This window comes from Enterobacter sp. RHBSTW-00593 (assembly GCF_013784105.1).
Lineage (GTDB): Bacteria > Pseudomonadota > Gammaproteobacteria > Enterobacterales > Enterobacteriaceae > Enterobacter > Enterobacter ludwigii.
Genome location: NZ_CP056393.1, coordinates 3,441,311 through 3,465,110, shown reverse-complemented (window position 1 = coordinate 3,465,110; position 23,800 = coordinate 3,441,311). Strand labels below are relative to the sequence as shown.

Sequence of the window (23,800 nt, the reverse complement as noted above, 5' to 3'; positions counted from 1 at the left end):
GAGTTGGTAAAGGCTCGTTTCATCGCCTCAACTCCTAATTCATGAATGAGAGCACTTTTTGCTAAAAGTGATTTTATTTTGAGCTGTTCAGGATCCCATCAATGATTGCCAGTTCTTCCGCCGAGAAATGGCGGTTTTCCAGCATTGCCACGGCATCGTCAATCTGGGCAGTTTTACTGGCCCCAATCAGGACTGACGTTACCGACTCGTGGCGTAAAATCCACGCCAGCGCCATCTGTGACAGTTTCTGGCCGCGGCTTTCCGCCAGCGCGTTCAGTTGACGAACCTTATCCAGCTTCTCTTCGGTGATCTGATCGGGGTTCAGGAACTTACTGCCGCTTGCCGCACGCGAGTCTGCAGGAATACCGTTCAGGTAGCGGTTAGTCAGCTGTCCCCCTGCCAGCGGCGAGAAGGGAATGCAGCCGACGCCTTTTTCCTGCAGCACGTCCAGCAGGCCTTCCTCTGGCGCACGTTCAAACATCGAATATTTCGGCTGGTGGATCAGACACGGCGTCCCAAGGTCGTTCAGGATATCGATAGCCTTGCGGGCCTGTTCTGCAGGGTAATTTGATAACCCGACGTAAAGGGCTTTTCCCTGGCGCACCACATGGTCAAGCGCTTTCATGGTTTCCAGCAGTGGCGTTTGTGGGTCAGGACGGTGATGATAAAAGATATCCACATATTCCAGCCCCATACGCTTCAGGCTTTGATCCAGGCTGGCAACCAGATATTTGCGTGACCCCCAGTCGCCGTAGGGGCCATCCCACATGGTATAACCCGCTTTGGTCGAGATGATCAGCTCGTCGCGCCATGGCAGGAAATCTTCCTGCAAAATGCGACCGAAGTTACGTTCGGCTGAGCCGGGAGGAGGACCGTAATTATTGGCAAGGTCGAAATGCGTAATACCCAGATCGAACGCGCGTTGTAAAAGTTGACGGCTGTTTTCGACAAGCGTGGCGTCGCCAAAATTGTGCCACAACCCGAGTGAGATGGCGGGCAACCTGAGTCCGCTTTGCCCGCAGCGGCGATACTGCATTGTCTGATAACGATTTTTGTCCGGCTGGTAACCCATTCTGATGCCCTCTGGCGCTGAAAGGAAAAATCAGTGTATACGTTTACATTTACATGAAAAAAAAGAGCATAGCGCAGCCTTTTTTGTAAAGCATTCTTTCCATGCCCTTCTTACGACCAATTCTGGACAGCCATCACGCTTCTTTAATACTCAAAGTGAGGTCAACGTCAGAAGGACACCTGTTATGCTAACCCCATACTGCGTCGCCGATTACCTGCTGGACCGTCTTACAGATTGTGGTGCCGATCATCTGTTTGGCGTGCCGGGCGACTATAACCTGCAGTTTCTCGACCACGTAATAGACAGCCCGGATATTTGTTGGGTGGGCTGTGCCAATGAGCTGAACGCATCCTATGCCGCTGACGGATACGCCCGATGTAAGGGCTTTGCCGCGCTGCTGACCACATTCGGCGTTGGGGAGTTAAGTGCCATGAACGGCATTGCCGGCAGCTATGCCGAGCATGTCCCGGTTTTACATATTGTGGGGGCGCCGGGTACGGCGGCACAGCAAAGGGGAGAGTTGCTGCATCATACGTTGGGGGATGGGGAGTTCCGTCACTTTTATCATATGAGCGAGCCGATCACCGTCGCACAGGCGGTCCTTACCGAACAAAATGCCTGTTATGAAATCGACCGTGTGCTGACAACCATGCTTCGGGAACGTCGCCCCGGTTATCTGATGTTACCCGCCGATGTGGCAAAAAAAGCCGCCACGCCGCCTGTAAACGCTCTCACTCATAAGCAGGCTCATGCCGATAGCGCCTGCCTGAAAGCGTTCCGGGATGCTGCTGAGAACAAACTGGCGATGAGCAAACGTACCGCGCTGCTGGCCGACTTCCTTGTTCTGCGCCATGGCCTGAAGCATGCGCTACAGAAGTGGGTGAAAGAGGTACCGATGGCCCATGCCACCATGCTGATGGGGAAAGGGATATTCGACGAGCGTCAGGCGGGTTTTTACGGTACATACAGTGGTTCAGCCAGCACCGGTGCGGTAAAAGAGGCGATTGAAGGGGCTGACACGGTATTGTGTGTTGGCACGCGTTTTACCGATACCCTGACGGCCGGGTTTACGCACCAGCTTACCCCGGCGCAAACCATTGAAGTCCAGCCGCATGCCGCACGCGTCGGGGATGTCTGGTTTACCGGCATCCCAATGAACCAGGCGATTGAGACGCTGGTCGAACTCTGCAAACAGCACGTGCATGCTGGCCTTATGTCGTCATCATCCGGCGCAATACCGTTCCCGCAGCCGGACGGTTCGCTTACCCAGGAGAATTTCTGGAGAACGTTGCAAACCTTTATTCGCCCGGGGGACATTATCCTTGCCGACCAGGGAACATCCGCCTTCGGCGCGATTGATCTGCGTTTACCGGCTGATGTGAATTTTATCGTCCAGCCGCTGTGGGGCTCGATTGGTTACACGCTGGCGGCGGCGTTTGGTGCACAAACCGCATGCCCGAACCGACGCGTGATTGTGCTAACGGGGGATGGCGCGGCCCAGCTCACCATTCAGGAACTAGGCTCGATGCTGCGTGATAAACAGCACCCCATTATTCTGGTGCTCAACAACGAAGGATACACGGTTGAAAGGGCTATCCATGGGGCGGAGCAGCGGTATAACGACATTGCTTTGTGGAACTGGACGCACATTCCGCAGGCGTTGAGCCTCGATCCTCAGTCTGAGTGCTGGCGGGTCAGTGAAGCGGAACAGCTGGCGGACGTACTTGAAAAAGTGGCGCACCACGAGCGGCTCTCGTTGATTGAGGTGATGCTCCCGAAAGCGGATATCCCGCCGCTGCTCGGGGCGCTTACCAAAGCTCTGGAAGCGCGTAATAACGCCTGATTACTTGTCGTTTCGCCAGGCCATCATCATCGGTTTGCCCGCCAGCAGGAGCCAGGCGGGCAACATCACGATACAGAGCAGGGGGAAGAGCGTTGAATCCGGCACCACTACCGCCGCCATAAACAGGCTCAGCCACGCATCGCGCGTCACCACCAGCACCAGCCCCAGAATTGAGCAAGAGACCGTTATCGCTGCCGGCACCGCATCCACATGCTCATGCAGCATCAGCCCCAACGCCACGCCGATAAACACCGCCGGGAAGATACGCCCACCGCGGAACCCACATGCTGCAGCTACCACCAGCGCCGCCAGTTTAACCAGCGCAAACAGCAGGTAATCAGACACGCTGAACACCTGGCTGAAAGCCAACTGCTGCATTTCATCAAGGCCTTTAAACAGCGTTACCGTTCCGCCGATAGCCCCTAATACGCCCAGCATCAGACCACCCGCCCCCAGAATCAGCACCGGGTGCTTCAGCCGGTGCATCAGACGGTGCAGGCGCGGAAGGCACCATACCGCAATCATCCCAAGTGCAATGGCGATCGCGACGACGATGGCACCGCTGAAAATATCGGCAATATGCATCTGACCGTAGTGGGGCAGAGAGAGTGAGAAATGAGGATGGAAAAACAGACTGGTCGTGAGCGCGCCAGCCGCAGCGGCCATCAGCGGCGCAAAGAGTTTATCCCAGAGCGGGACGTCGTTATTGCTGGTAAGCGTCTGAGAAAAAATAAGGGCGGCGGCAACGGGTGTGCCGAAAAGCGCCCCGATGGTGCCTGCAGAGGCGAGGATGGTCCAGTCCAGCGCACCGACCCGGGGTAAAATGCGCGAACCGAGAAAGACCGCCATACCAATGTTTACCGCCATGATGGGGTGTTCAGGACCAAGGCTGACACCGCCCGCCAGACCCAGGATCAACGCGATAATCAGCCCCGGCAGCGCCGAGGGGGGAACGGGCGCACCGATCAGTGGCTCAAGCGCCGGATCCGGCCCGGCGTGCCCGGGGCTAAAGCGGATCACCAGACCCACCGCAACGCCGGTGAGCGTCAGCATCAACATGATCCATCCCGGCGAATCCACGCTGACGCCCAGTTGTGCAGGAAGCGCCGTCCATAACATCGCCTGCAACACCGACGCGACTTTCATCACGACAATGAGCACCAGACTTGAGGCAACGCCAATGATCAGCGCCGGTATTGCCAGTAAGAGCATGGTTCTGGCTCGCGGATGGAGCATGATGATTTCCTTGTACAAAACGCTATTACGTTACTTTGCACAATCAGCTTTATGGCAATAGTGCAAAAGGTGCTGAAACGGTAAAGTTATTCTGTGACGAAGATCGATAATCCACGGGCATTCACCTTCCGGTCGTTGTTGTTATCACGCCTTGAACTTACAGTGTCCCAAAGATTTATTCTGACTTTAGCGGAGCAGTAGAAGAATGACAAAGTATGCTTTGGTAGGCGATGTGGGCGGCACGAATGCTCGCCTTGCCCTATGCGATGTAAATAGCGGTGAAATTTCCCGGGCGAAAACCTATTCAGGGCTGGATTATCCAAGTCTTGAGGCCGTTGTTCGGGTCTATCTTGAAGAGCAACAGGTGAGCATCGAAGACGGATGTATCGCCATTGCCTGCCCGATTACCGGTGACTGGGTGGCGATGACCAACCATGTCTGGGCATTTTCCATCGCTGAGATGAAAAAAAACCTTGGTTTTGCGCATCTTGAAATCATCAATGACTTTACTGCCGTGTCCATGGCGATCCCGATGCTGAAGCCAGAGCATCTGATCCAATTTGGCGGTACAGCGCCAGTAGAAGGTAAGCCGATTGCGGTCTACGGTGCCGGTACCGGTCTTGGCGTTTCACATCTGGTTCACGTCGACCAGCGTTGGGTAAGCCTGCCGGGTGAGGGCGGTCACGTAGACTTTGCGCCCAACAGCGAAGAAGAGGGCATTATCCTCGAAGAGCTGCGTGCTGAAATCGGCCACGTCTCCGCCGAGCGCGTGCTTTCCGGTCCGGGTCTGGTGAATCTGTACCGGGCGATTGTAAAATCAGACGGCCGTCTGCCGGAGAATCTGCAGCCAAAAGATGTGACCGAGCGCGCGCTGGCGGATAGCTGCATCGACTGTCGCCGTGCGCTGTCGCTGTTCTGTGTGATCATGGGACGGTTTGGCGGCAACCTGGCGCTGACGCTGGGTACCTTCGGGGGAGTCTACATCGCGGGCGGGATCGTACCACGTTTCCTCGACTTCTTTACAGCCTCAGGCTTCCGCGGTGCGTTTGAAGACAAAGGTCGCTTCAGAAGCTATGTGCAGGACATTCCTGTGTACCTGATTGTGCACGATAACCCTGGCCTGCTTGGCTCGGGCGCGCACCTGCGTCAGGTACTGGGTCAAATCCTCTGACGACTATCCCTCTCCTGCGGGAGAGGGGATTTTTACAGATGCATCAGCTGGCGGAACTCTTTCACCTTGCTGCGACTCACCGGGACCTGAAAATCAAGATCCTTCAGACGCAAAATATAGGTGTTGTTAAACCACGGTTCGATCTCGCGGATCTTGTTTAGATTGACGCAAAACGAACGGTGGCAGCGGAAAAAGTGTGCCGCCGGCAGTTTGTTGCAAAACTCGGTGATGTTCATTGCCATCACGTACGATTCACGCCGTGTATAGACAAACGTCATCTTCTCGTGCGCTTCGGCATAGTAGATATCGTCGATAGGCGTCACGATGATGCGTTCATCCTTGACCAGGTTTATGGTGTCGTTTTCACGTATCGCCGGGCTTGCGTTAGCAGGCGTGGCCTGTTGTTGCCATGCGGCTTCCAGCTTTCGCAGCATGCTGACAATACGCGATTCCTGGTAAGGCTTCAGAATATAGTCAAACGCTTCCAGTTCGAAGGCTTCTACGGCGTGCTCTTTCCAGGCGGTGACGAAAACAATAAACGGCTTATAAGCAAACTGATTAATATTTTGCGCCAGTAATACACCGTCCAGTGATGGAATGTTGATATCCAGAAAAATGGCGTCGACCCGGTTATGCTGCAAGAACTTGAGCACGTCCAGACCATCCTCAAAGGTACCCACAATCTCCATCTGGCTGTGCGTTTTGATAAGCCAGCTCAGCTCCTGTTGAGCCAGAATTTCATCTTCCACGATGATGACTTTCATTGATTACTCCGGCCTATGGCAACAGTGATGTCGCCGCATGAACGGGGGAGCGTTCATTCGGGACGTAAAAAGCAATTTCGGTGCCGGGTTCGAGACGGTGAATGTGCAGTCCGTCGCCGAACAACAGCTTGACCCGATGGTGCACGTTCAGCAGTCCAATTTTATTGCCCGGCATTTCGTTAGACTCCACGCGCTCAATGACTTTTGGATCAATACCGTGGCCGGTATCGCGCACGGCAATGCGCACGCGGTTACCGCTTTCGGTTACGCTGATGGTGACCACGCCTTTACCTTTACACGGCTGAATGCCGTGAACAATCGCGTTTTCCACCAGCGGCTGGATCAGCAGGCTTGGGATCACACAGTTGACCTCTTCATCGATATCGTAAATCACCGTGAGCTTGTCGCCAAAACGGGCCTGCTCAATCGCGATATAGTCCTTGATCTGATACAGCTCTTTTTTGATGTCGATCTGCTCGTCATCGTTCAGTTCAATGTTGTAGCGCAGGTAGCGCGACAGATTGAATATAAGTTGACGCGCGGTGTCCGGATTCATCCGGATGGAGGACGAGATGGCGTTCAGCGCGTTAAACAGAAAATGAGGATTGATTTTGCTCTGAAGCGCGCGCAGCTCTGCCTTATTTGCCATCTCGCGCAGCTGTTCTGCACGGGAAACTTCCAACTGGGTAGAGATAATCTGCGACAGGCCGATGGCCATCTCCTGAAGCGTGGAGGTGATCTGGTGCGCGTGGCAGTAGTAGATTTTTAGTGTGCCCGTTACCACGCCTTTTTCCCACAGCGGAATCACCAGCATGGAGTGGATTTCCGGCGTTCGGTGAGCTTCATCATTGTTCTTAATGATGATTTTACCGTAGTTGATCGCCTGTCGGGTGGTGGGGCTAATGGTATCGTCATTATCGCGGTAATTGTGTTCCCCGACGCCGACGTAAGCCAGTACGTGGTCGTTATTGGTAATGGCGACCGCATCGGCATGAATATCGCGGCGGATAATATCGCAGACCTGACGTAATGACTCCGCGTTCACATGGCGGAAGAGTGGCAGCGTTTTGTTGGCGATATCCAGCGCAAGCTTGGCCTGACGCGCGGCACTGGCCTCTTTTTCTCCCTCAACGCTTTGTACCAGCAGCACGATAAAACCGATGCAGACGCTGCCGAGGATCATGGGAATACCGATTTTCGAAACGATATCCAGCCCCAGTGCGATAGTGGGGGCCCACACCACCACCAGGATCATGGTCAGCGTTTCGCACACCATGCCGGCGATGATCCCGGCGCGCCAGCGCTGCTTTTTCGGGATCTTGCGGTTAATCCATCCTGACAGTATCCCGGCAATAATACTGGTAATAAAACAGGGAATTGCCGTCACGCCACCGATATCAATCAGGTAACGGTGCGTACCGGCAATCAGTCCGGTGATGACGCCGACCCACGGGCCAAACAAAATCCCGCCGGACATGACGGCAATGATGCGCACGTTAACCAGCGATCCCTCGACCGGCACGCCGGACCAGGTGCTGAACAACGCGAACAGCGAGAAGATAGCCGTTACGGCCAGCAGCTCTTTTGGCGAGTGCGCAGACTTGTGCAAAAGCTCGCGGAACAGGCGAATGCGGATAAGGAAAAACAGGCAAATCAGCATTAATGCCGCGCGGTCAAAAACCGCCAGCAGCATATTGAATATTTCGTGCACGAGTAGACCAGGGAAAACGGGAAAGAATCATGATAAAAAACCTGGCGCGTATTGACCAGCTATCCGTCAGGTTTATCAAATGGGGAAAAACCCTGTTTTGCAAAGGGGATTATCAGGAGAGGGCTGAAGTCTCCCGATTTTTTGTGATAACGCCTGAGCAGGTAACGGTTTTGATATCATCGTGTTACACAACAGATATCAGAAAGAGGCTGTCACTTCGGACGCTTCCGCTTTTCAATGCAGCAGGGTTCCGATTTTAGCGCGCACTCTTTTTTTTCATTTCCCTCTCGACAGCATGATTTTTTTCAGGTTATTTTCTAAACATGCCACATCGGTGGCAGCGTCGCTCGGACGGTCCGGGCGCTAACGTTAATCTGAGGAATCTATGGCTGAATTCAGTCCTGAACGCCGTTTTACGCGTATCGATCGTCTCCCCCCTTATGTATTCAACATCACTGCTGAACTGAAAATGGCTGCGCGTCGGCGCGGCGAAGACATTATTGATTTCAGTATGGGTAACCCTGACGGCCCAACACCACCGCATATTGTTGAGAAATTATGTACGGTTGCTCAGCGTCCGGATACGCACGGCTACTCCACCTCTCGCGGTATTCCTCGATTACGTCGTGCAATTTCTCGCTGGTATCAGGATCGCTACCAGGTCGATATCGATCCTGAAAGCGAGGCGATTGTCACCATCGGCTCAAAAGAGGGTCTGGCGCACCTGATGCTGGCGACTCTGGATCATGGTGATACCGTACTGGTGCCCAATCCGAGCTACCCGATTCACATCTATGGCGCAGTGATTGCCGGAGCGCAGGTTCGCTCCGTACCACTGGTGGAAGGGGTCGATTTCTTTAACGAACTGGAACGTGCGATTCGCGAAAGCTACCCGAAACCTAAGATGATGATCCTCGGTTTTCCGTCGAACCCGACGGCGCAGTGCGTAGAGCTCGATTTCTTTGAAAAAGTGGTCGCCCTGGCTAAACGTTACGACGTGCTGGTGGTGCATGATTTAGCCTATGCCGATATTGTCTATGACGGCTGGAAAGCCCCTTCGATTATGCAGGTTCCTGGCGCACGCGATGTGGCGGTTGAGTTCTTTACGCTGTCGAAAAGCTACAACATGGCTGGCTGGCGCATCGGCTTTATGGTGGGCAACAAGACGCTGGTGAATGCCCTGGCGCGCATCAAGAGTTATCACGACTACGGTACCTTTACCCCGCTTCAGGTCGCGGCTATTGCAGCACTTGAAGGCGATCAGCAGTGTGTGCATGAGATTGCTGCGCAGTATAAGCGTCGCCGTGATGTGCTGGTCAAAGGGTTGCATGAAGCGGGCTGGATGGTGGACATGCCGAAAGCGTCCATGTACGTCTGGGCTAAAATTCCGGAGCCGTATGCGGCAATGGGATCGCTGGAGTTTGCCAAAAAGCTGCTGCAGGACGCGAAGGTATGTGTCTCGCCGGGCATTGGCTTTGGTGATTATGGCGACACCCATGTGCGATTCGCTCTGATTGAAAACAGTGACCGCATCCGCCAGGCGGTGAGGGGCATCAAGAGTATGTTCCGCGCCGACGGACTTCTCTCATCGAAAAGCGTCACCGAACCTCACGCGTCATCATGACATAAAAAAACAGGAGCCATCGGCTCCTGTTTTTTTGACTGCATGTTCTTCACTAGATCATCAGGGCAAACGTTCCGGCCCAGACTAAAACAATCACCGAAATGCCCATAAAGAAATATTTCACGTTTCATCGCTCCGCGTATCTTGTGGTACGCATTTAAAAACAGAGTCCACCTGATTATAGAGAGCTGAAGTTGGCTTATAGCGGAAATAAGATTTTTCCCGTAATACCGCCGACTCCCGCTCAGAATTCTGTACTTTCCTGTTGCCAGACGGCGCTAATGTACGCCTAAAAATGGGGGGTGACAAGAGGGATTTTTTTAAATAATTTCCGTCACTTACGGGTGTCGTGGAACGGCGACAGTTTGATTTCAGAACGCAATAAATTCACTTTGAGCGACGCAAAGAAAGACAGTACACAGCGTGATTACAGGTCATTGAAAAGGTTAGTTTCTTAACGAAACTAACCTTCTGGAATTTAGATATACAGCGAGGCTTCGCCAAGAGGGCGTGTTTTGAAACGGCGATGCATCCAGAGATATTGCTCAGGCGCACGCATGATTTCCATTTCGATAACTTTATTGATGAACGTAGCGGCTTCGCCTTCGTTTTCCGGATAGTTAGCCATCTCAGGGGAGATATGCAGGCGATAGCCTGATTTATCCGCTTTTCTGACCATCGTGACGGTCAACATGGAGGCACCGGAAAGGCGTGAAATCACAAAGGTACCATTGGTCGTGGCGACATCTTTCACTGCAAAGAACGGAGCGAAGCTACTGCCTTTACGCCCATAATCCTGGTCCGGTGCGAACCAGACGGCCTCACCTTTTTTCAGTGCGCCAACCATGCCGCGCAGGTTGTTACGGCTGATCATCGCCTTATTCGAGCGCATACGACCACGTGTCTGCACCCATTCCATCACAGCGCTGTTGTGCGGACGGTAGGTTGCCATCATCGGCTGGCAAAGCCCCATGACGCGCCCCCCCAGTTCCAGAGACATAAAATGAACGCCGACCACCATCACGCCGCGGTTTTGCAACTGGGCACGTTTCAGGTTATCCAGGCCTTCCACATCAAACCATTTACGAACACGCTCATCAGACCAGAACCATGCCATACCGGTTTCAAGCAGAGCCATGCCGATAGATTTAAAGTTTTCAGCAATCAGTTTTTCGCGCTGTTCCGCATTGTACTGTGGAAAGCAAAGTTCGAGATTTTTACGCGCAATAGACTCACGACGCTTAAGGAAGTGGCGCGATGCGCTGCCAAGCCTGGAGCCCAGAATGCGGATTACGGGATAAGGAAGCTGAACCAGTAACCAGAGCACGCCAAGACCAAACCATGTGAACCAGTAACGCGGGTGCAGAAACGCGCGTTTGAATTTGGATTGTGACAAAATAATGGGAACCTATATAAAGTCGGTGAAAGTCACGCATTGCGTAACCACGTACCTGTTAGACCGTAGTACAAGGTCATGGTTGCAGGCTTTACCGATCTTTACGGCGTTGCCTGGCCATTGCTGACGTTGGGTGGGCGGTATAATGTAGCACCCTTTATACGGTATGTGCTATTACTCGTTCTTGATTAAAAAAGCGGCAATTCGAAAGGTCTTTGATTTTTCTGTTTTTATAAACCAGAACAGATGCGCGACGGCATCTGTTTGGATATTTTGAAAGCAGTCGCTATGTTTTCCAGGCCGCATCGCCAGGCTGTACCTGTTTATACCATGCCATCAGCGCGGCTGTACCGGGCTCTCCCTCGGCGGGGGCCCAGGTAACGAAATCCTCATCAGCCACCGGTTGATAGCCACCGTGTTTAACTTCAAAAATAACGCCGCCGTGATCCAGTGACAGCACGGCATGCCAGGTTCCCGCCTCCATCTCCAGCGCCATACACGCTTCACCTAATACGACGCGACGGGTGACGACGCCCTGGTCGTCAAAATTCAGCACGACAAAACGCCCGCGAAGGGGAAGTAACAGCTCAAAGGTATGCGGATGACGATGAGGGCGAACATAGGTGCCAGGTTCCATCGCGATGGCCAGTCGCTGAACCGGGTCGCTCAGTTCAGGATGAAAGTTACGATGTGCGCGTAAACGCGGGGCGTTAGCCGCCGCTTCACTTTGTTGCGTCAAATCGGAGAGCGTGATTTTTTTCATGATGGTTGCCTAAAGAGAAGAGGGCCTGTGGAGCAAAGCAGTGGAATTGTAATACGGAATAACATAACCCGTATAAATAAGGGTTCAATCTCTGCACATCACCTCTGGAGCATAATAACCTGTGCTGCTAAATTCTCTTTAGCGGCTAAAACGTGACTGACAGGGAAAAGCGGGTGACAGAGCAAATCGATTATCAGATTGAAAAATACAGATTTACCGAGGCGAATGAACCTCCGCGTCTTACCCGTCAGTGGGCCGACGTTTTAAGCGAGTGCAAGGCGATCCAGGCCGGGGCCGAGGCGCGTCTGCGTATTGCCCTGATCAATGTCGATTACGTTACCAGCTTTGAGCTGCCTTTCCGCCTGCTGCTCGTGCGGACACCTCAGTTAATTGCCGGCTTGCGTGATGAACTGCAGCTCAGCCAGAAGAATGTCATTTTTAACGGGAAACGGTTTGGCTGTGTCTGGAGCGTGAAGTCCGATTTGAGCGATGTACCTGACGTTTTTCAATATCATCTGTCCACACGTATACGGCGAACGGAAGCGACACAATTGACCGCGGAACCTTTTCTGCAGATAGCCAAAGAAATTAAGCCCCCCACGGAACGTCTGAAGCGTGCTCTGTTAAGTGGTCTGGAGGTAACCGCGCTTGATGCGCTGTTCTGGTTTGGGATCCAGCGGATTGCTGCTGAGGTGTCACGTCTGAGAAAGGCCGGAATGAGAATTATCACTGCGGAAAAACAGGTATTTGATAATCTTACCGGAACCACTCGCCTTGTACCGGTGTATCGGCGCGCCGATGAGAGCATGGTGTCCCCTGCAGGAATCGAACCTGCAACTAGCCCTTAGGAGGGGCTCGTTATATCCATTTAACTAAGGGGACAAGGCGGCACGAGTATAGCCTCATTTACACTTTGCGTTAAGCTCATCGCCGCCTGACTGCTCAAAGAGTCACCATTCAGGTCGATTTTTTTGCAGATTTATCATCGTTTTCCCGCGCTTTCTGTTCGGCCTTGCGCTTATTAGACATGTCGTTACGGATTTGCGCATGGCTTAACAGTGCGAAGATAAACGTTCCGCCGCAGATATTGCCTGCCAGCGTCGGCAGGGCGAACGGCCAGAAAAAATCGCTCCAGTGAAGCGTACCATTAAAGACCAGATAGAGGATTTCAACGGTTCCGACCACGATGTGCGTGGTGTCAGCCAGTGCTATCAGCCAGGTCATTAATATGATCACGACAATTTTGGCACTGCCCGCGGAAGGAAACATCCACACCATGGTCGCGATTATCCAGCCGGAGATGATGGCATTCGAGAACATTTCGAACGGCGTGTTTTTCATTACGTCCATACCGATTTTCACGAAGGCATCCCGGGTGGGCTCATCGAATATCGGCATATATTCAAATGCCCATGCCGCCACGCCTGTACCGATGATATTCCCCAGCAGCACCACGCTCCATAAACGCATCAGTAAACCGAAATTACCGAGGGTAGGGTTTTGCATCACCGGGAGAACGGCGGTAACGGTGTTTTCAGTAAACAGCTGCTGGCGCGCCATAATGACAATCACAAAGCCAAAGGTGTAGCCGAGATTTTCAAGTAAAAACCCACCGGGTACCCCTTCCAGTTGCACATGGAATATGCCCTTGGCGAGGAGTGAGGCGCCCATCGACAAGCCTGCCGCGATGGCCGACCAAAACAGAGCCATGGCATCACGCTCCATCTCTTTTTCGCCATCCTGTCGGATATGTTCATGGATCGCCATCGCACGGGAAGGAAGGCGATCTTCATTGATTTCTATCTCCTCACCGCGCTCTTTTTCCTCGCTTTCAATTTCAATTTCCTCATTACTCTCGCCAATTTTTTCTTCGCCCACTTCTTTCATAGCCACTCCAACACGATGATCTTTCTATAAAGCGTAGCGGCTTTTAATGAAATGCCCGTGGGGATGCTCTTAAATTGGCGGCAATGGCAACAAAGGCGATACATCTCATTAAAAGACATTATAAAATTGCCAGCGAAACGAATTCTAAAAGCCAGGCTATGCTGAGATCAGAGTGACGGTGGTTACTGCCCGTAATTGTGCTCGTAGACATCGGTAAACGTGCTGTTACAATCACTTGCACGTTTACAGGCGGAGCAACCCATGCTCCGTTACGGATGGCAATCAACGATAGCCATACTGAACAGGGAGATATTTATGAAACTTCGGCTGTCGGCGCTTGCGCTGGGCGCGACGATGCTTGTGGGCTGCGCCAGCTCTGGAGAGCAAACGGGACGCTCCGATCCTCTCGAAGGATTTAACCGCTCAATGTACAGCTTCAACTACAACGTGCTGGACCCGTATGTGGTTCGCCCGGTGGCAGTTGCATGGCGTGATTATGTTCCACAACCTGCGCGTAACGGGTTGAGTAACTTCACCAGTAACCTGGAAGAACCTGCGGTGATGGTGAACTACTTCCTGCAGGGCGATCCGTATCAGGGTATGGTGCACTTTACCCGCTTCTTCCTGAACTCATTGCTGGGGATGGGGGGCTTCATCGATGTTGCCGGTATGGCGAACCCGAAACTTCAGCGTGAGCAACCGCACCGTTTCGGCAGTACGATGGGGCATTATGGCGTGGGTTATGGTCCGTATGTTCATCTGCCATTCTACGGCAGTTTCACCGTACGAGATGACGGCGGCGACATGGTGGATACGCTGTATCCGGTTCTGTCGTGGCTGACCTGGCCGCTGTCGGTAGGGAAATGGACGGTGGAAGGGATCGAGACGCGTGCGCAACTGCTTGATTCGGACGGTCTGCTGCGTCAGTCTTCTGACCCGTATATTATGGTCCGCGAAGCTTACTTCCAGAATCACGACTTTATTGCCAATGGTGGCAAGCTGAAGCCGGAAGAGAATCCGAACGCGAAAGCAATCGAGAACGAATTAAAAGATATCGACTCGGAATAAAGATATCGAACCGGAATAAAGAAAAAAGGTGAGCCATGCTCACCTTTTTTAATCCCTGCGCGATTAGAACGCGTAGTTGAAGTTCATGCCATACAGCCAGGCTTTACCTTCAGAAGAGAACTCATACGGCCCCTCCTTAAAGTTAACTTTTTGACCGTGCATGTAAGAGATGCCCGCATCGATAGAAGCATCTTTATTGAAGGCATAGGTTGCACCTGCGCTCAGCCAGAAGCGGTCCTGGTCCGGAATGGAGATGGAACGCTTGTCAGCCGGTACCGGACTATCATCGAAGGCAATACCGGTACGGAATGTCCAGTTGTCATCCATATAGTAGGTGGTACCCAGCGCGATACGGTAGGCATCACGGAAGCTTTCATCTTTATAGAAGAGCGTGTCACCATTGCTGTTGGTCGCTTTCAGCTCCTGGAACTGGCTCCAGCTGGTGTAGGTCAGGCTATAGTGAACCGCCCACTGCGGCGCCACTTTGTTATAACCCGACAGTTCCCACATTTCTGGCAAGTGCAGGCTCAGAGAACCGCCAGTGGTACGGCCGTCGGTGCCCATTGGCAGGCCGAAGCTACCCAGAATCTGGTTATAGGCTGAAGGCAGGCTGCTCTTATAATCGCCATCGAAGTCAATTTTCACTTCGGAACGGTAGGTTAAACCGTAGCGGTTATTTTTATCGATTTCATAAAGGATACCGGCGTTCCAGCCGAAGCCCCATTCGTCACCCTTAAGGTAAGCAATCTGGGTATCTGCCGGAATACCTGCAACCTGCTGTGCCAGACCCGGAATCGGCGGCAGAGCGCCTGAGCCAGCAACGACTTTACCCAGGTCACCCGCGTAGCGCTCGATCTTCGCTTTAGCATAAACCGCATCAAAGCCGACGCCGAAGCTCCAGTGGTTGTCCAGACGGTAAGCACCGCTCAGGTTCAGGTTCAGGGTTTCAAGGTCGGTTTTACCGCCATACGCCCCTGCGGCGTAGTTATTATTAAACTCGGTAGCCAGGCCGTAGTTAGACGTCACGGAAGCGCCCCAGCCGAACTGGTCATTAATTGGCGCAACGAAGTGGAGGTTTGGCACCCAGGCTGTTGGCGCGATGTTGTCTGCCTTCAGGCTGGCGCCTGTTGGCGAGCGGCCCGAGATATCAACACCCGGATCAACAAAGATTGCACCAGCAGAGAAGGTCGGACGATCGAACATCATGATCAGTGCAGGGTTACGACTCGCGTTGCCCGCATCATCAGCAATTGCGCCTTCCCCGGAATACGCACGGCCAAGGCCAGAGGAAGAAAATTCGTTTAACTGAAAGCCCGCGGACCAGGCGGACGTAGAGACGATTGCCACTGCGACTGCCAGCGCAGTCTTTTTGAACAGGGTTTTCTGGCTCATGACCATAACCTCATTGAGTTATTTTTATTCAATAATTGTTACATACCGTAACAGGAGCGCGAAGTGTAGGGTCTGAGGTATGACATACAAATCAGACCAGTGGCGAGAGTATAGGTCTGACCAGCCAGAATGTTGCAAGTTTGTTTATTAATATTTTCAAACATGTTTCTTGAAACGAGATCTGGTTGGCAAAATTGTGACCATTGCGAATCGTCTGAAAGGGTGATTTTTGTTCTAGATCATTTTTTAGTGTGATATTGGTCACTTATCCGCTTTTGCGCCATTAACGGCTGGAGAGAGCCAGCCCCGGGGCGTAAAATAGCAGCATCGTGTTTATCTCGCGCCTTGCGCGAATACAGAGGAAATTGAGCTATGAGTAAATGCAGTGCTGATGAAACCCCGGTTTGCTGCTGTATGGATGTTGGTACCATCATGGACAACTCCGATTGCACCGCCTCTTACAGCCGTGTATTCAGCAACCGCGCCGAAGCGGAAGAAACCCTGGCCGCGCTGAGCAAACGTGCACGTGAGGTCGAATCCGATCCGTGCGAAATCAAATCCACCTTTACTGACGTGGACGGCGGTGTGAAGCTGGATATCGACTTTGTGTTCGCCTGCGAGGCGGAAACGCTGATTTTCCAGCTGGGTCTGCGCTAACCTCAACGGCGTAATGCCCTCATCCTGGCCCCTCTCTCACAGAAGAGGGTGCACACTAAAACGGTAACCTTCGGGTTACCGTTTTGCTTTTGTTTTCGCAGAGACATTTTCTTTTTCTTCTCTGTGCCTTAGCTCGCACTTTTTCGTTTCCCTGATTGGCTGAATGTAAAAAAATGGTTAAGACTGTTATCAGGTCAGACCACTTTATGTTTGAGTAAAAAATTTTACAGGGGAAGGTTATGAGTCAGGCGTTACCGCTTATTACCCGTCAGGGCGATCGCATTGCCATTGTCAGTGGATTACGTACGCCATTTGCACGTCAGGCGACAGCGTTTCATGGCATACCGGCTGTCGATCTGGGGAAAATGGTGGTGGGGGAGATGCTGGCTCGCAGCGAAATTCCGCCTGAGGTCATCGAGCAGCTGGTTTTTGGCCAGGTTGTGCAGATGCCTGAAGCACCCAATATTGCGCGCGAAATCGTCCTCGGTACGGGGATGAACGTCCACACTGATGCCTACAGCGTCAGCCGGGCATGTGCTACCAGCTTCCAGGCGGTGGCTAACGTGGCTGAAAGCCTGATGGCAGGTACCATTCGCGCTGGGATCGCCGGCGGGGCGGACTCCTCTTCGGTTCTGCCGATTGGGGTCAGTAAAAAGCTGGCCCGGATCCTGGTTGACGCCAACAAAGCCCGTACCGTCGGTCAGAAACTCAAACTTTTCTCACGCTTACGCCTGCGTGACCTCATGCCTGTACCGCCCGCAGTGGCGGAGTATTCCACCGGTCTGAGAATGGGCGATACCGCCGAGCAGATGGCAAAAACTTACGGGATCACCCGTGAGCAGCAGGATGCGCTGGCTCATCGCTCACATCAGCTGGCGGCGAAAGCCTGGTCGGAAGGCAAACTGGCTGATGAAGTCATGACGGCGTACATCCCGCCATACCGTGAACCGCTCTCAGAAGATAACAATATTCGCGGCAGTTCGACGATGGCGGATTACGCCAGGCTCCGTCCGGCATTTGACCGCAAACACGGTACCGTCACGGCCGCCAACAGTACTCCGCTGACGGACGGTGCCGCCGCAGTGATCCTGATGACGGAATCCCGTGCCAAAGAGCTGGGCATAAAACCGCTGGGCTACCTGCGCAGCTACGCCTTCACGGCGATTGATGTGTGGCAGGACATGTTGTTAGGGCCGGCGTGGTCCACACCGCTGGCGCTGGAACGCGCGGGACTTACCCTCGCGGATTTAACCCTCATTGATATGCACGAAGCCTTTGCCGCACAAACCCTGGCAAACATACAACTGCTGGCGAGTGAGCGTTTCGCGCGCGATGTTCTTGGCCGGGCGCATGCCACTGGCGAAGTGGATCAGAGCAAATTTAACGTCCTGGGTGGCTCCATCGCCTACGGTCATCCATTTGCGGCGACGGGGGCGAGGATGATCACCCAGACATTACATGAGTTACGCCGCCGGGGCGGTGGTTTTGGTCTCGTAACCGCCTGCGCAGCGGGTGGTCTGGGCGCGGCAATGGTTCTGGAGGCTGAATAATGGATATGCCATCTGCATTTAATCTGACGGTACGCCTCGATAACGTCGCCGTTATTACTATCGATGTTCCCAACGAAAAGATGAACACCCTGAAAGCCGAGTTCGGCGTTCAGGTGCGCGCGATGCTAAAGCAGATCCGCGAGAACAAAGCGATTCGCGGCCTGGTGTTTATCTCAGCGAAACCGGACAACTTTATTGCCGGAGCCGATATCAACATGATTGCCAGGGCGCAAAACGCTCAGGAAGCCGAAGAGCTGGCGCGTCAGGGGCAACAGGTCATGGCGGAGATCCATGCGCTGTCTATCCCGGTCATCGCGGCGATCCACGGTGCCTGTCTGGGCGGTGGGCTGGAGCTGGCGTTGGCCTGTCACAGCCGCATTTGTACCGACGATGCGAAAACCGTTTTGGGCCTGCCTGAAGTACAGTTAGGCCTCCTGCCAGGCTCCGGCGGGACGCAGCGTCTGCCGCGTCTGGTTGGGGTCAGCACTGCGCTGGAAATGATATTAACCGGCAAACAACTGCGTGCCCGTCAGGCGCTGAAAGCCGGCCTGGTCGACGAGGTGGTTCCTCACGCCATTTTGCTTGAGGCGGCGGTTGAACTGGCGCTCAAAGGACGGCAGGCAAAACGTCCTCTGCCGGTGCGTGAGCGCGTGCTGGCCGGGCCACTGGGCCGCACACTCCTGTTCAGCATGGCGGGCAAGAAAACCGAACAAAAAACCAAAGGTAACTACCCGGCGGCGAAACGTATCCTTGAGGTTATTGAAGTGGGCTTATCTCAGGGCAGCAGCAGCGGCTATGCCGCAGAAGCAAAAGCCTTTGGCGAGCTGGCGATGACGCCGCAGTCTCAGGCGCTGCGTAACATCTTTTTTGCCAGTACAGAGGTAAAAAAAGACCCCGGCAGCGAGGCGCAGCCTGCCCCGCTGCATGCCATTGGCGTACTGGGTGGCGGGCTGATGGGGGGCGGAATATCTTTTGTTACCGCCAGCAAAGGCAAATTGCCTGTACGTATCAAAGACATCAATGCGAAAGGAATCAATCACGCGCTGCAGTACAGCTGGCAGAACCTTGATCAAAAGGTTAAACGCCGCCATATCAAGGCCAATGAGCGTGATAAAACCCTGGCACTGATCTCCGGCACGACAGATTACAGCGGTTTTGCCCATCGCGATCTGGTGATTGAAGCGGTGTTTGAAGACCTGGCGCTTAAGCAGCAGATGGTGGCTGACGTTGAGCAACATTGCGCACCCCATACCATTTTTGCGTCGAACACCTCGTCATTGCCCATTGGCGATATTGCGGCCAGAGCCCAGCGTCCGGAGCAGGTGATTGGCCTGCACTATTTCAGTCCGGTTGAAAAAATGCCGCTGGTGGAGGTTATCCCGCACGCCAGCACCAGCCCACAAACCGTTGCTACCGTGGTTAAACTGGCCAAAATGCAGGGGAAAACACCGATAGTGGTGGCGGACAAAGCCGGCTTTTACGTTAACCGCATTCTGGCGCCTTATATAAATGAAGCGATGCGGCTTCTGACGGAAGGGGAGAAGATCGAACACGTCGACGAGGCGCTGGTGAAGTTTGGGTTCCCCGTTGGCCCAATCCAACTTTTGGATGAGGTGGGAATTGACACCGGCACTAAAATTATACCTGTGCTGGAAGATGCTTATGGAGATCGTTTTAGCCCGCCTGCAAACATTGTTTCTGCAATTTTGAAGGACGATCGCAAAGGCAGAAAAAATGAACGCGGTTTCTATCTTTACGGCGCGAAAGGGCGTAAAAGCAAGAAACAGGTCGACCCTTCGGTTTATGGGCTTATTCCGACAACCGGTCAGGGAAAACTGTCATCCGTTCAATGTGCTGAACGGTGTGTGATGATGATGCTTAATGAAGCGGCACGCTGCTTTGGTGAGCAGGTGATTAAAAGCGCGCGCGATGGTGACATCGGTGCGGTATTTGGCATTGGTTTCCCGCCGTTCCTCGGCGGCCCGTTCCGTTACATGGACACTCTCGGTGCGGGTGAAGTGGTTGCAATCCTGCAACGTCTGGCCTCGCAATACGGTCCGCGGTTTACACCGTGTGACGAATTATTGCAGATGGCGGAACGGGGCCAGACATTTTGGCCTTCAAGGGAAACTGTCCTCGTAAGTTGAGGTCAAAAAAGGGTAAATCCTGAAGTGTATGAACCTGTTTTGGCGATTTTGTAAACAGAGATTGACTATACTTACGCCATTGAGGTAAAAAACAGCGTTTCATTCACCGAATGGATCAGGCACAATGCCCGACCATCGGGTTTTCTACCTCGGAGCGGTAATCGCGGGTAGTCAACGCCGGTGATTCTGGTTAACAAAAGCGGTGCAATATGCAAGTTTTTATCATGCGTCACGGCGACGCGGCACTCGATGCCGCCAGTGACTCAGTACGTCCTTTGACCGTCTGTGGCTGCGACGAATCTCGTCTGATGGCGACCTGGCTTAAAGGTCAAAAAGTGGACATCGAACGCGTTCTGGTGAGTCCGTTCCTGCGTGCAGAACAGACGCTGGAAGTGGTGGGGGAGTGTATGAACCTGCCAGCCAGTGTGGATGTTCTCCCGGAACTCACTCCGTGCGGTGATGTCGGCCTTGTCAGCGTTTATCTTCAGGCGCTGTGCAATGAAGGTGTCGCTTCCGCGCTGGTCATTTCCCACCTGCCACTCGTTGGCTATCTGGTATCTGAGCTGTGCCCGGGCGAGACGCCGCCGATGTTCACGACTTCCGCCATTGCCAACGTCGCTCTCGACGAAACGGGCAAAGGGGTCTTCAACTGGCAAATGAGTCCGTGCAATCTGAAGATGGCAAAAGCTATCTGATGTGACGTGCGATATGGCGGGGAGCAGAACATGCCTCCCGCCGTCCTGTCAGGGTAATTCTGGCGGCTGCCACTCTTCTACTTCAATCAACACCAGTAATGCGGCATCTCCGCCGTACTCTTTGGGTGCCTGATGAAACGCCATCACGTGGGGATGCTGAGCCAGCCACAGCGGTGTTTGTTGCTTCAGGATATGTTTGCCGTGGCCGTGCATCACGCAGGCGCAGAAAACATGTTCGCGACGACAGGCGGCAATTAACGCGCCCAGCTCCTGCTTCGCCTGCATCTGCGTCAAACCGTGCAGATCAAGAAACAGTTCGGGCGAGTAATCCCCCCGGCGTAATTTTTTCAGCTCAAAGTGGCTGACATCTTCCCGTACGTACTTCACCGCGCCCTGCGTATTGAGCAGGGGCTGAAATTCATCTGAAAAATAGTGGCTATTATCCGCCTGCTCCTGGAGCAATCGCTTGACCGGGACTTCCGTGATTTTTTTGCGCATCGGACGGTGGACAATGATGTCCTGCTTGATTTGACGCGTCCCGGTCATCAGCTGACGGAAGAGCGCCTGATCCTCCTCGCTAAGGGATGTTTTCTTTTTCATGGGTCATTCTCATCTCGTATTTCCGACAGTGTACCCGACTAAACGCATTTTTTAACCTCAAGCGCGACGCGTCATTGCTGATTTATCGCCGTCTTCATGGCAAACTAGCCGCCGAAAATTATGCGAGCATGCCCTGGAGGAAAGAGTGGATAAAATTTTTGTCGATGAAGCAGTAAACGAGCTGCATACCATACAGGACATGTTGCGCTGGTCGGTTAGCCGCTTCAGCGCCGCAAATATCTGGTACGGGCACGGTACCGATAACCCGTGGGATGAGGCCGTTCAACTGGTGCTGCCGTCCCTCTACCTGCCGCTCGACATTCCGGAAGACATGCGTACCGCACGCCTGACCTCCAGCGAAAAGCACCGTATCGTGGAGCGTGTTATCCGCCGCGTTAACGAGCGCATTCCGGTTGCCTATCTGACCAACAAAGCCTGGTTCTGTGGACACGAGTTCTATGTTGATGAACGCGTTCTGGTGCCGCGCTCGCCGATTGGCGAACTGATCAACAACCACTTTGAAGGCCTGATTAACCATCAGCCAGAGCATATTCTTGATATGTGTACCGGCAGCGGCTGTATCGCGATTGCCTGTGCGTACGCCTTCCCGGAAGCGGAAGTGGATGCCGTGGATATCTCCACCGATGCGCTGGCTGTGACCGAGCACAATATTGAAGAGCACGGTCTGATCCATCACGTTACGCCAATCCGCTCCGATCTGTTCCGCGATCTGCCAACGCTGCAGTACGATCTGATCGTCACCAACCCGCCGTATGTAGATGCAGAAGACATGTCCGATCTGCCAAACGAATATCGCCACGAGCCGGAGCTGGGTCTGGCGTCAGGCTCTGATGGCCTGAAGCTTACCCGTCGTATTCTGGCCTGCGCGCCGGATTATCTGACCGACGACGGTGTTCTGATTTGTGAAGTGGGCAACAGCATGGTACATCTGATAGAGCAGTACCCGGATGTGCCGTTCACCTGGCTTGAGTTCGATAACGGCGGTGACGGCGTCTTTATGCTGACCAAAGCGCAACTGCTTGACGCGCGCGAATACTTCAGCATTTACAAAGATTAATCCAGCGGGCTTCGGCCCGTTTCACAACGCTCAAACACAAATAACGACATCGGAGCCGTGATGGCAGGAAACAGTATTGGACAATTATTCCGGGTGACCACCTTTGGTGAATCGCACGGGCTGGCACTGGGCTGTATCGTTGACGGCGTACCGCCAGGCATCGAACTGACCGAAGCCGATTTACAGCACGACCTCGACCGTCGTCGTCCGGGGACTTCTCGCTACACCACGCAGCGTCGCGAACCGGACCAGGTCAAAATTCTTTCCGGCGTTTTCGAAGGCCGCACCACCGGCACCAGCATCGGGCTGCTGATTGAAAATACCGATCAGCGTTCGCAGGATTACGGCGCCATCAAAGATGTGTTCCGTCCCGGACACGCCGATTACACCTACGAACAAAAGTATGGCTTCCGTGATTATCGCGGCGGCGGACGTTCGTCTGCCCGTGAAACCGCGATGCGCGTTGCGGCAGGGGCTATCGCCAAAAAATACCTGCAGCAGAAATTTGGCATTGTGATCCGCGGCTGTCTGACCCAGATGGGCGATATTCCACTGGCTATCAAAGACTGGGATTTGGTCGAGCAAAATCCGTTCTTCTGTGCCGATGCAGATAAGCTGGAAGCGCTGGACGAACTGATGCGTGGCCTGAAAAAAGAGGGCGACTCCATTGGTGCCAAAGTCACCGTCGTGGCTGATGGCGTACCGCCAGGCTGGGGTGAACCGGTATTTGACCGTCTGGATGCGGACATCGCTCACGCACTGATGAGCATCAACGCGGTGAAGGGCGTAGAAATTGGCGACGGTTTTGACGTCGTTGCGCTGCGGGGCAGCCAGAACCGCGACGAAATCACCAAAGACGGTTTCCAGAGCAACCACGCGGGCGGTATCCTCGGCGGTATCAGCAGCGGTCAGCAGATTATTGCCAATATTGCGCTGAAACCGACCTCCAGCATTACCGTGCCAGGCCACACGATTAACCGCTCTGGCGAAGAAGTTGAGATGATCACTAAAGGACGTCACGATCCTTGTGTGGGGATCCGTGCGGTGCCGATTGCAGAAGCGATGCTGGCGATCGTACTGATGGATCACTTCCTGCGCCAGCGCGCGCAGAATGCGGATGTGACGACCACCATTCCACGCTGGTAA

Annotated in this window: 21 protein-coding genes and 1 tRNA gene; 11 read left to right on the top strand and 11 right to left on the bottom strand. The window is 53.6% G+C overall.

Annotation, left to right across the window (positions count from 1 at the left end; translation table 11 throughout):
* Window positions 1-73: 73 nt before the first annotated feature.
* Complete coding sequence (mgrA, locus tag HV242_RS16540; protein WP_063858282.1) at window positions 74-1,072, bottom strand: L-glyceraldehyde 3-phosphate reductase; 999 nt, start codon at window positions 1,070-1,072, stop codon at window positions 74-76.
* 184 nt (window positions 1,073-1,256) lie between these two features.
* Between mgrA and ipdC the strand changes: the two genes are divergently transcribed.
* On the top strand, window positions 1,257-2,915 hold the full coding sequence (gene ipdC, locus HV242_RS16535) for an indolepyruvate decarboxylase (protein ID WP_063858283.1): 1,659 nt from the start codon (window positions 1,257-1,259) through the stop codon (window positions 2,913-2,915).
* Here ipdC and HV242_RS16530 read toward each other — a convergent pair whose 3' ends face one another.
* The gene (locus HV242_RS16530; RefSeq protein WP_020883101.1) at window positions 2,916-4,151 is read right to left on the bottom strand and encodes an ion channel protein; all 1,236 of its coding nucleotides are present in this window, start codon (window positions 4,149-4,151) and stop codon (window positions 2,916-2,918) included.
* A 205-nt stretch (window positions 4,152-4,356) separates the two neighbouring features.
* Here HV242_RS16530 and glk point away from each other — a divergent pair, with 205 nt between their 5' ends.
* Window positions 4,357-5,322, top strand: coding sequence for a glucokinase (glk, locus tag HV242_RS16525; RefSeq protein ID WP_020883102.1), 966 nt, complete (start codon window positions 4,357-4,359; stop codon window positions 5,320-5,322).
* Window positions 5,323-5,354: 32 nt separating this feature from the next.
* On the opposite strand, the gene HV242_RS16520 is transcribed toward glk, so the two are convergent.
* On the bottom strand, window positions 5,355-6,086 hold the full coding sequence (locus HV242_RS16520; protein ID WP_050737151.1) for a LytR/AlgR family response regulator transcription factor: 732 nt from the start codon (window positions 6,084-6,086) through the stop codon (window positions 5,355-5,357).
* A gap of 13 nt (window positions 6,087-6,099) precedes the next feature.
* Window positions 6,100-7,797: a sensor histidine kinase gene (locus HV242_RS16515; protein WP_050737150.1), complete on the bottom strand. Its 1,698-nt coding sequence runs from the start codon at window positions 7,795-7,797 to the stop codon at window positions 6,100-6,102.
* 385 nt (window positions 7,798-8,182) lie between these two features.
* Here HV242_RS16515 and alaC point away from each other — a divergent pair, with 385 nt between their 5' ends.
* Window positions 8,183-9,421 (top strand): alanine transaminase, encoded by a 1,239-nt coding sequence (gene alaC / locus HV242_RS16510; protein WP_014171059.1) that lies wholly within the window; start codon window positions 8,183-8,185, stop codon window positions 9,419-9,421.
* A 52-nt stretch (window positions 9,422-9,473) separates the two neighbouring features.
* Here the strand turns inward: alaC and ypdK are convergent, their stop codons facing one another.
* The 3 genes from ypdK to HV242_RS16495 form a co-directional block, all read right to left on the bottom strand.
* Window positions 9,474-9,545 (bottom strand): membrane protein YpdK, encoded by a 72-nt coding sequence (gene ypdK / locus HV242_RS16505; protein ID WP_099458937.1) that lies wholly within the window; start codon window positions 9,543-9,545, stop codon window positions 9,474-9,476.
* 354 nt (window positions 9,546-9,899) lie between these two features.
* Entirely contained in the window at window positions 9,900-10,820 is a 921-nt protein-coding gene (gene lpxP, locus HV242_RS16500; RefSeq protein ID WP_025203512.1) for a kdo(2)-lipid IV(A) palmitoleoyltransferase, read from the bottom strand.
* 283 nt (window positions 10,821-11,103) lie between these two features.
* Entirely contained in the window at window positions 11,104-11,580 is a 477-nt protein-coding gene (locus tag HV242_RS16495) for a WbuC family cupin fold metalloprotein (RefSeq protein WP_050737148.1), read from the bottom strand.
* A 173-nt stretch (window positions 11,581-11,753) separates the two neighbouring features.
* Here HV242_RS16495 and HV242_RS16490 point away from each other — a divergent pair, with 173 nt between their 5' ends.
* Window positions 11,754-12,428 carry an ECs1377 family protein gene (locus HV242_RS16490; protein WP_072126464.1) on the top strand — a complete coding sequence of 225 codons (675 nt, stop codon included), beginning with the start codon at window positions 11,754-11,756 and terminating at the stop codon, window positions 12,426-12,428.
* Here the strand turns inward: HV242_RS16490 and HV242_RS16485 are convergent.
* Together HV242_RS16485 and HV242_RS16480 are read right to left on the bottom strand one after the other, a co-directional pair.
* Window positions 12,388-12,462 (bottom strand) — tRNA-Arg (locus HV242_RS16485). The two genes, HV242_RS16490 and HV242_RS16485, sit on opposite strands and share 41 nt — an antisense overlap.
* A 75-nt stretch (window positions 12,463-12,537) precedes the next feature.
* A complete protein-coding gene (locus HV242_RS16480; RefSeq protein ID WP_020883107.1) occupies window positions 12,538-13,467 on the bottom strand; it encodes a formate/nitrite transporter family protein in 930 nt (309 codons plus the stop codon).
* A gap of 315 nt (window positions 13,468-13,782) precedes the next feature.
* Here HV242_RS16480 and mlaA point away from each other — a divergent pair, with 315 nt between their 5' ends.
* The gene (gene mlaA, locus HV242_RS16475; RefSeq protein ID WP_020883108.1) at window positions 13,783-14,535 is read left to right on the top strand and encodes a phospholipid-binding lipoprotein MlaA; all 753 of its coding nucleotides are present in this window, start codon (window positions 13,783-13,785) and stop codon (window positions 14,533-14,535) included.
* 63 nt (window positions 14,536-14,598) lie between these two features.
* Here the strand turns inward: mlaA and fadL are convergent, their stop codons facing one another.
* Window positions 14,599-15,927 (bottom strand): long-chain fatty acid transporter FadL, encoded by a 1,329-nt coding sequence (fadL, locus tag HV242_RS16470; protein ID WP_020883109.1) that lies wholly within the window; start codon window positions 15,925-15,927, stop codon window positions 14,599-14,601.
* A 372-nt stretch (window positions 15,928-16,299) separates the two neighbouring features.
* Here fadL and HV242_RS16465 point away from each other — a divergent pair, with 372 nt between their 5' ends.
* The 4 genes from HV242_RS16465 (at window position 16,300) to sixA (ending at window position 20,976) form a co-directional block, all read left to right on the top strand.
* Window positions 16,300-16,584: a YfcZ/YiiS family protein gene (locus tag HV242_RS16465; RefSeq protein WP_014171053.1), complete on the top strand. Its 285-nt coding sequence runs from the start codon at window positions 16,300-16,302 to the stop codon at window positions 16,582-16,584.
* 239 nt (window positions 16,585-16,823) lie between these two features.
* Window positions 16,824-18,134 carry an acetyl-CoA C-acyltransferase FadI gene (gene fadI / locus HV242_RS16460; RefSeq protein ID WP_032678623.1) on the top strand — a complete coding sequence of 437 codons (1,311 nt, stop codon included), beginning with the start codon at window positions 16,824-16,826 and terminating at the stop codon, window positions 18,132-18,134.
* On the top strand, window positions 18,134-20,281 hold the full coding sequence (gene fadJ / locus HV242_RS16455) for a fatty acid oxidation complex subunit alpha FadJ (protein ID WP_050737147.1): 2,148 nt from the start codon (window positions 18,134-18,136) through the stop codon (window positions 20,279-20,281). The genes fadI and fadJ overlap by 1 nt, the downstream gene beginning before the upstream one ends.
* A 209-nt stretch (window positions 20,282-20,490) precedes the next feature.
* Window positions 20,491-20,976 carry a phosphohistidine phosphatase SixA gene (gene sixA, locus HV242_RS16450; RefSeq protein ID WP_050737146.1) on the top strand — a complete coding sequence of 162 codons (486 nt, stop codon included), beginning with the start codon at window positions 20,491-20,493 and terminating at the stop codon, window positions 20,974-20,976.
* Window positions 20,977-21,024: 48 nt separating this feature from the next.
* On the opposite strand, the gene smrB is transcribed toward sixA, so the two are convergent.
* Window positions 21,025-21,576 carry an endonuclease SmrB gene (smrB, locus tag HV242_RS16445; protein WP_014171047.1) on the bottom strand — a complete coding sequence of 184 codons (552 nt, stop codon included), beginning with the start codon at window positions 21,574-21,576 and terminating at the stop codon, window positions 21,025-21,027.
* Window positions 21,577-21,721: 145 nt separating this feature from the next.
* On the opposite strand from smrB, the gene prmB reads away from it, so the two are divergent.
* The gene (gene prmB, locus HV242_RS16440) at window positions 21,722-22,654 is read left to right on the top strand and encodes a 50S ribosomal protein L3 N(5)-glutamine methyltransferase (RefSeq protein ID WP_014171046.1); all 933 of its coding nucleotides are present in this window, start codon (window positions 21,722-21,724) and stop codon (window positions 22,652-22,654) included.
* Window positions 22,655-22,714: 60 nt separating this feature from the next.
* On the top strand, window positions 22,715-23,800 hold the full coding sequence (gene aroC, locus HV242_RS16435) for a chorismate synthase (RefSeq protein ID WP_025203566.1): 1,086 nt from the start codon (window positions 22,715-22,717) through the stop codon (window positions 23,798-23,800).

What these genes read in the sequence shown, in the direction of transcription:
- ipdC (WP_063858283.1), top strand. Translation starts at nt 1,257, where the DNA reads ATGCTAACCCCATACTGCGTCGCCGATTACCTGCTGGACCGTCTTACA.
- fadJ (WP_050737147.1), top strand. Translation starts at nt 18,134, where the DNA reads ATGGATATGCCATCTGCATTTAATCTGACGGTACGCCTCGATAACGTC.
- fadI (WP_032678623.1), top strand. Translation starts at nt 16,824, where the DNA reads ATGAGTCAGGCGTTACCGCTTATTACCCGTCAGGGCGATCGCATTGCC.
- alaC (WP_014171059.1), top strand. Translation starts at nt 8,183, where the DNA reads ATGGCTGAATTCAGTCCTGAACGCCGTTTTACGCGTATCGATCGTCTC.
- HV242_RS16520 (WP_050737151.1), bottom strand. Translation starts at nt 6,086, where the DNA reads ATGAAAGTCATCATCGTGGAAGATGAAATTCTGGCTCAACAGGAGCTG.
- sixA (WP_050737146.1), top strand. Translation starts at nt 20,491, where the DNA reads ATGCAAGTTTTTATCATGCGTCACGGCGACGCGGCACTCGATGCCGCC.
- aroC (WP_025203566.1), top strand. Translation starts at nt 22,715, where the DNA reads ATGGCAGGAAACAGTATTGGACAATTATTCCGGGTGACCACCTTTGGT.
- HV242_RS16530 (WP_020883101.1), bottom strand. Translation starts at nt 4,151, where the DNA reads ATGCTCCATCCGCGAGCCAGAACCATGCTCTTACTGGCAATACCGGCG.
- mgrA (WP_063858282.1), bottom strand. Translation starts at nt 1,072, where the DNA reads ATGGGTTACCAGCCGGACAAAAATCGTTATCAGACAATGCAGTATCGC.
- HV242_RS16495 (WP_050737148.1), bottom strand. Translation starts at nt 11,580, where the DNA reads ATGAAAAAAATCACGCTCTCCGATTTGACGCAACAAAGTGAAGCGGCG.
- mlaA (WP_020883108.1), top strand. Translation starts at nt 13,783, where the DNA reads ATGAAACTTCGGCTGTCGGCGCTTGCGCTGGGCGCGACGATGCTTGTG.
- HV242_RS16465 (WP_014171053.1), top strand. Translation starts at nt 16,300, where the DNA reads ATGAGTAAATGCAGTGCTGATGAAACCCCGGTTTGCTGCTGTATGGAT.
- HV242_RS16480 (WP_020883107.1), bottom strand. Translation starts at nt 13,467, where the DNA reads ATGAAAGAAGTGGGCGAAGAAAAAATTGGCGAGAGTAATGAGGAAATT.
- smrB (WP_014171047.1), bottom strand. Translation starts at nt 21,576, where the DNA reads ATGAAAAAGAAAACATCCCTTAGCGAGGAGGATCAGGCGCTCTTCCGT.
- glk (WP_020883102.1), top strand. Translation starts at nt 4,357, where the DNA reads ATGACAAAGTATGCTTTGGTAGGCGATGTGGGCGGCACGAATGCTCGC.
- fadL (WP_020883109.1), bottom strand. Translation starts at nt 15,927, where the DNA reads ATGAGCCAGAAAACCCTGTTCAAAAAGACTGCGCTGGCAGTCGCAGTG.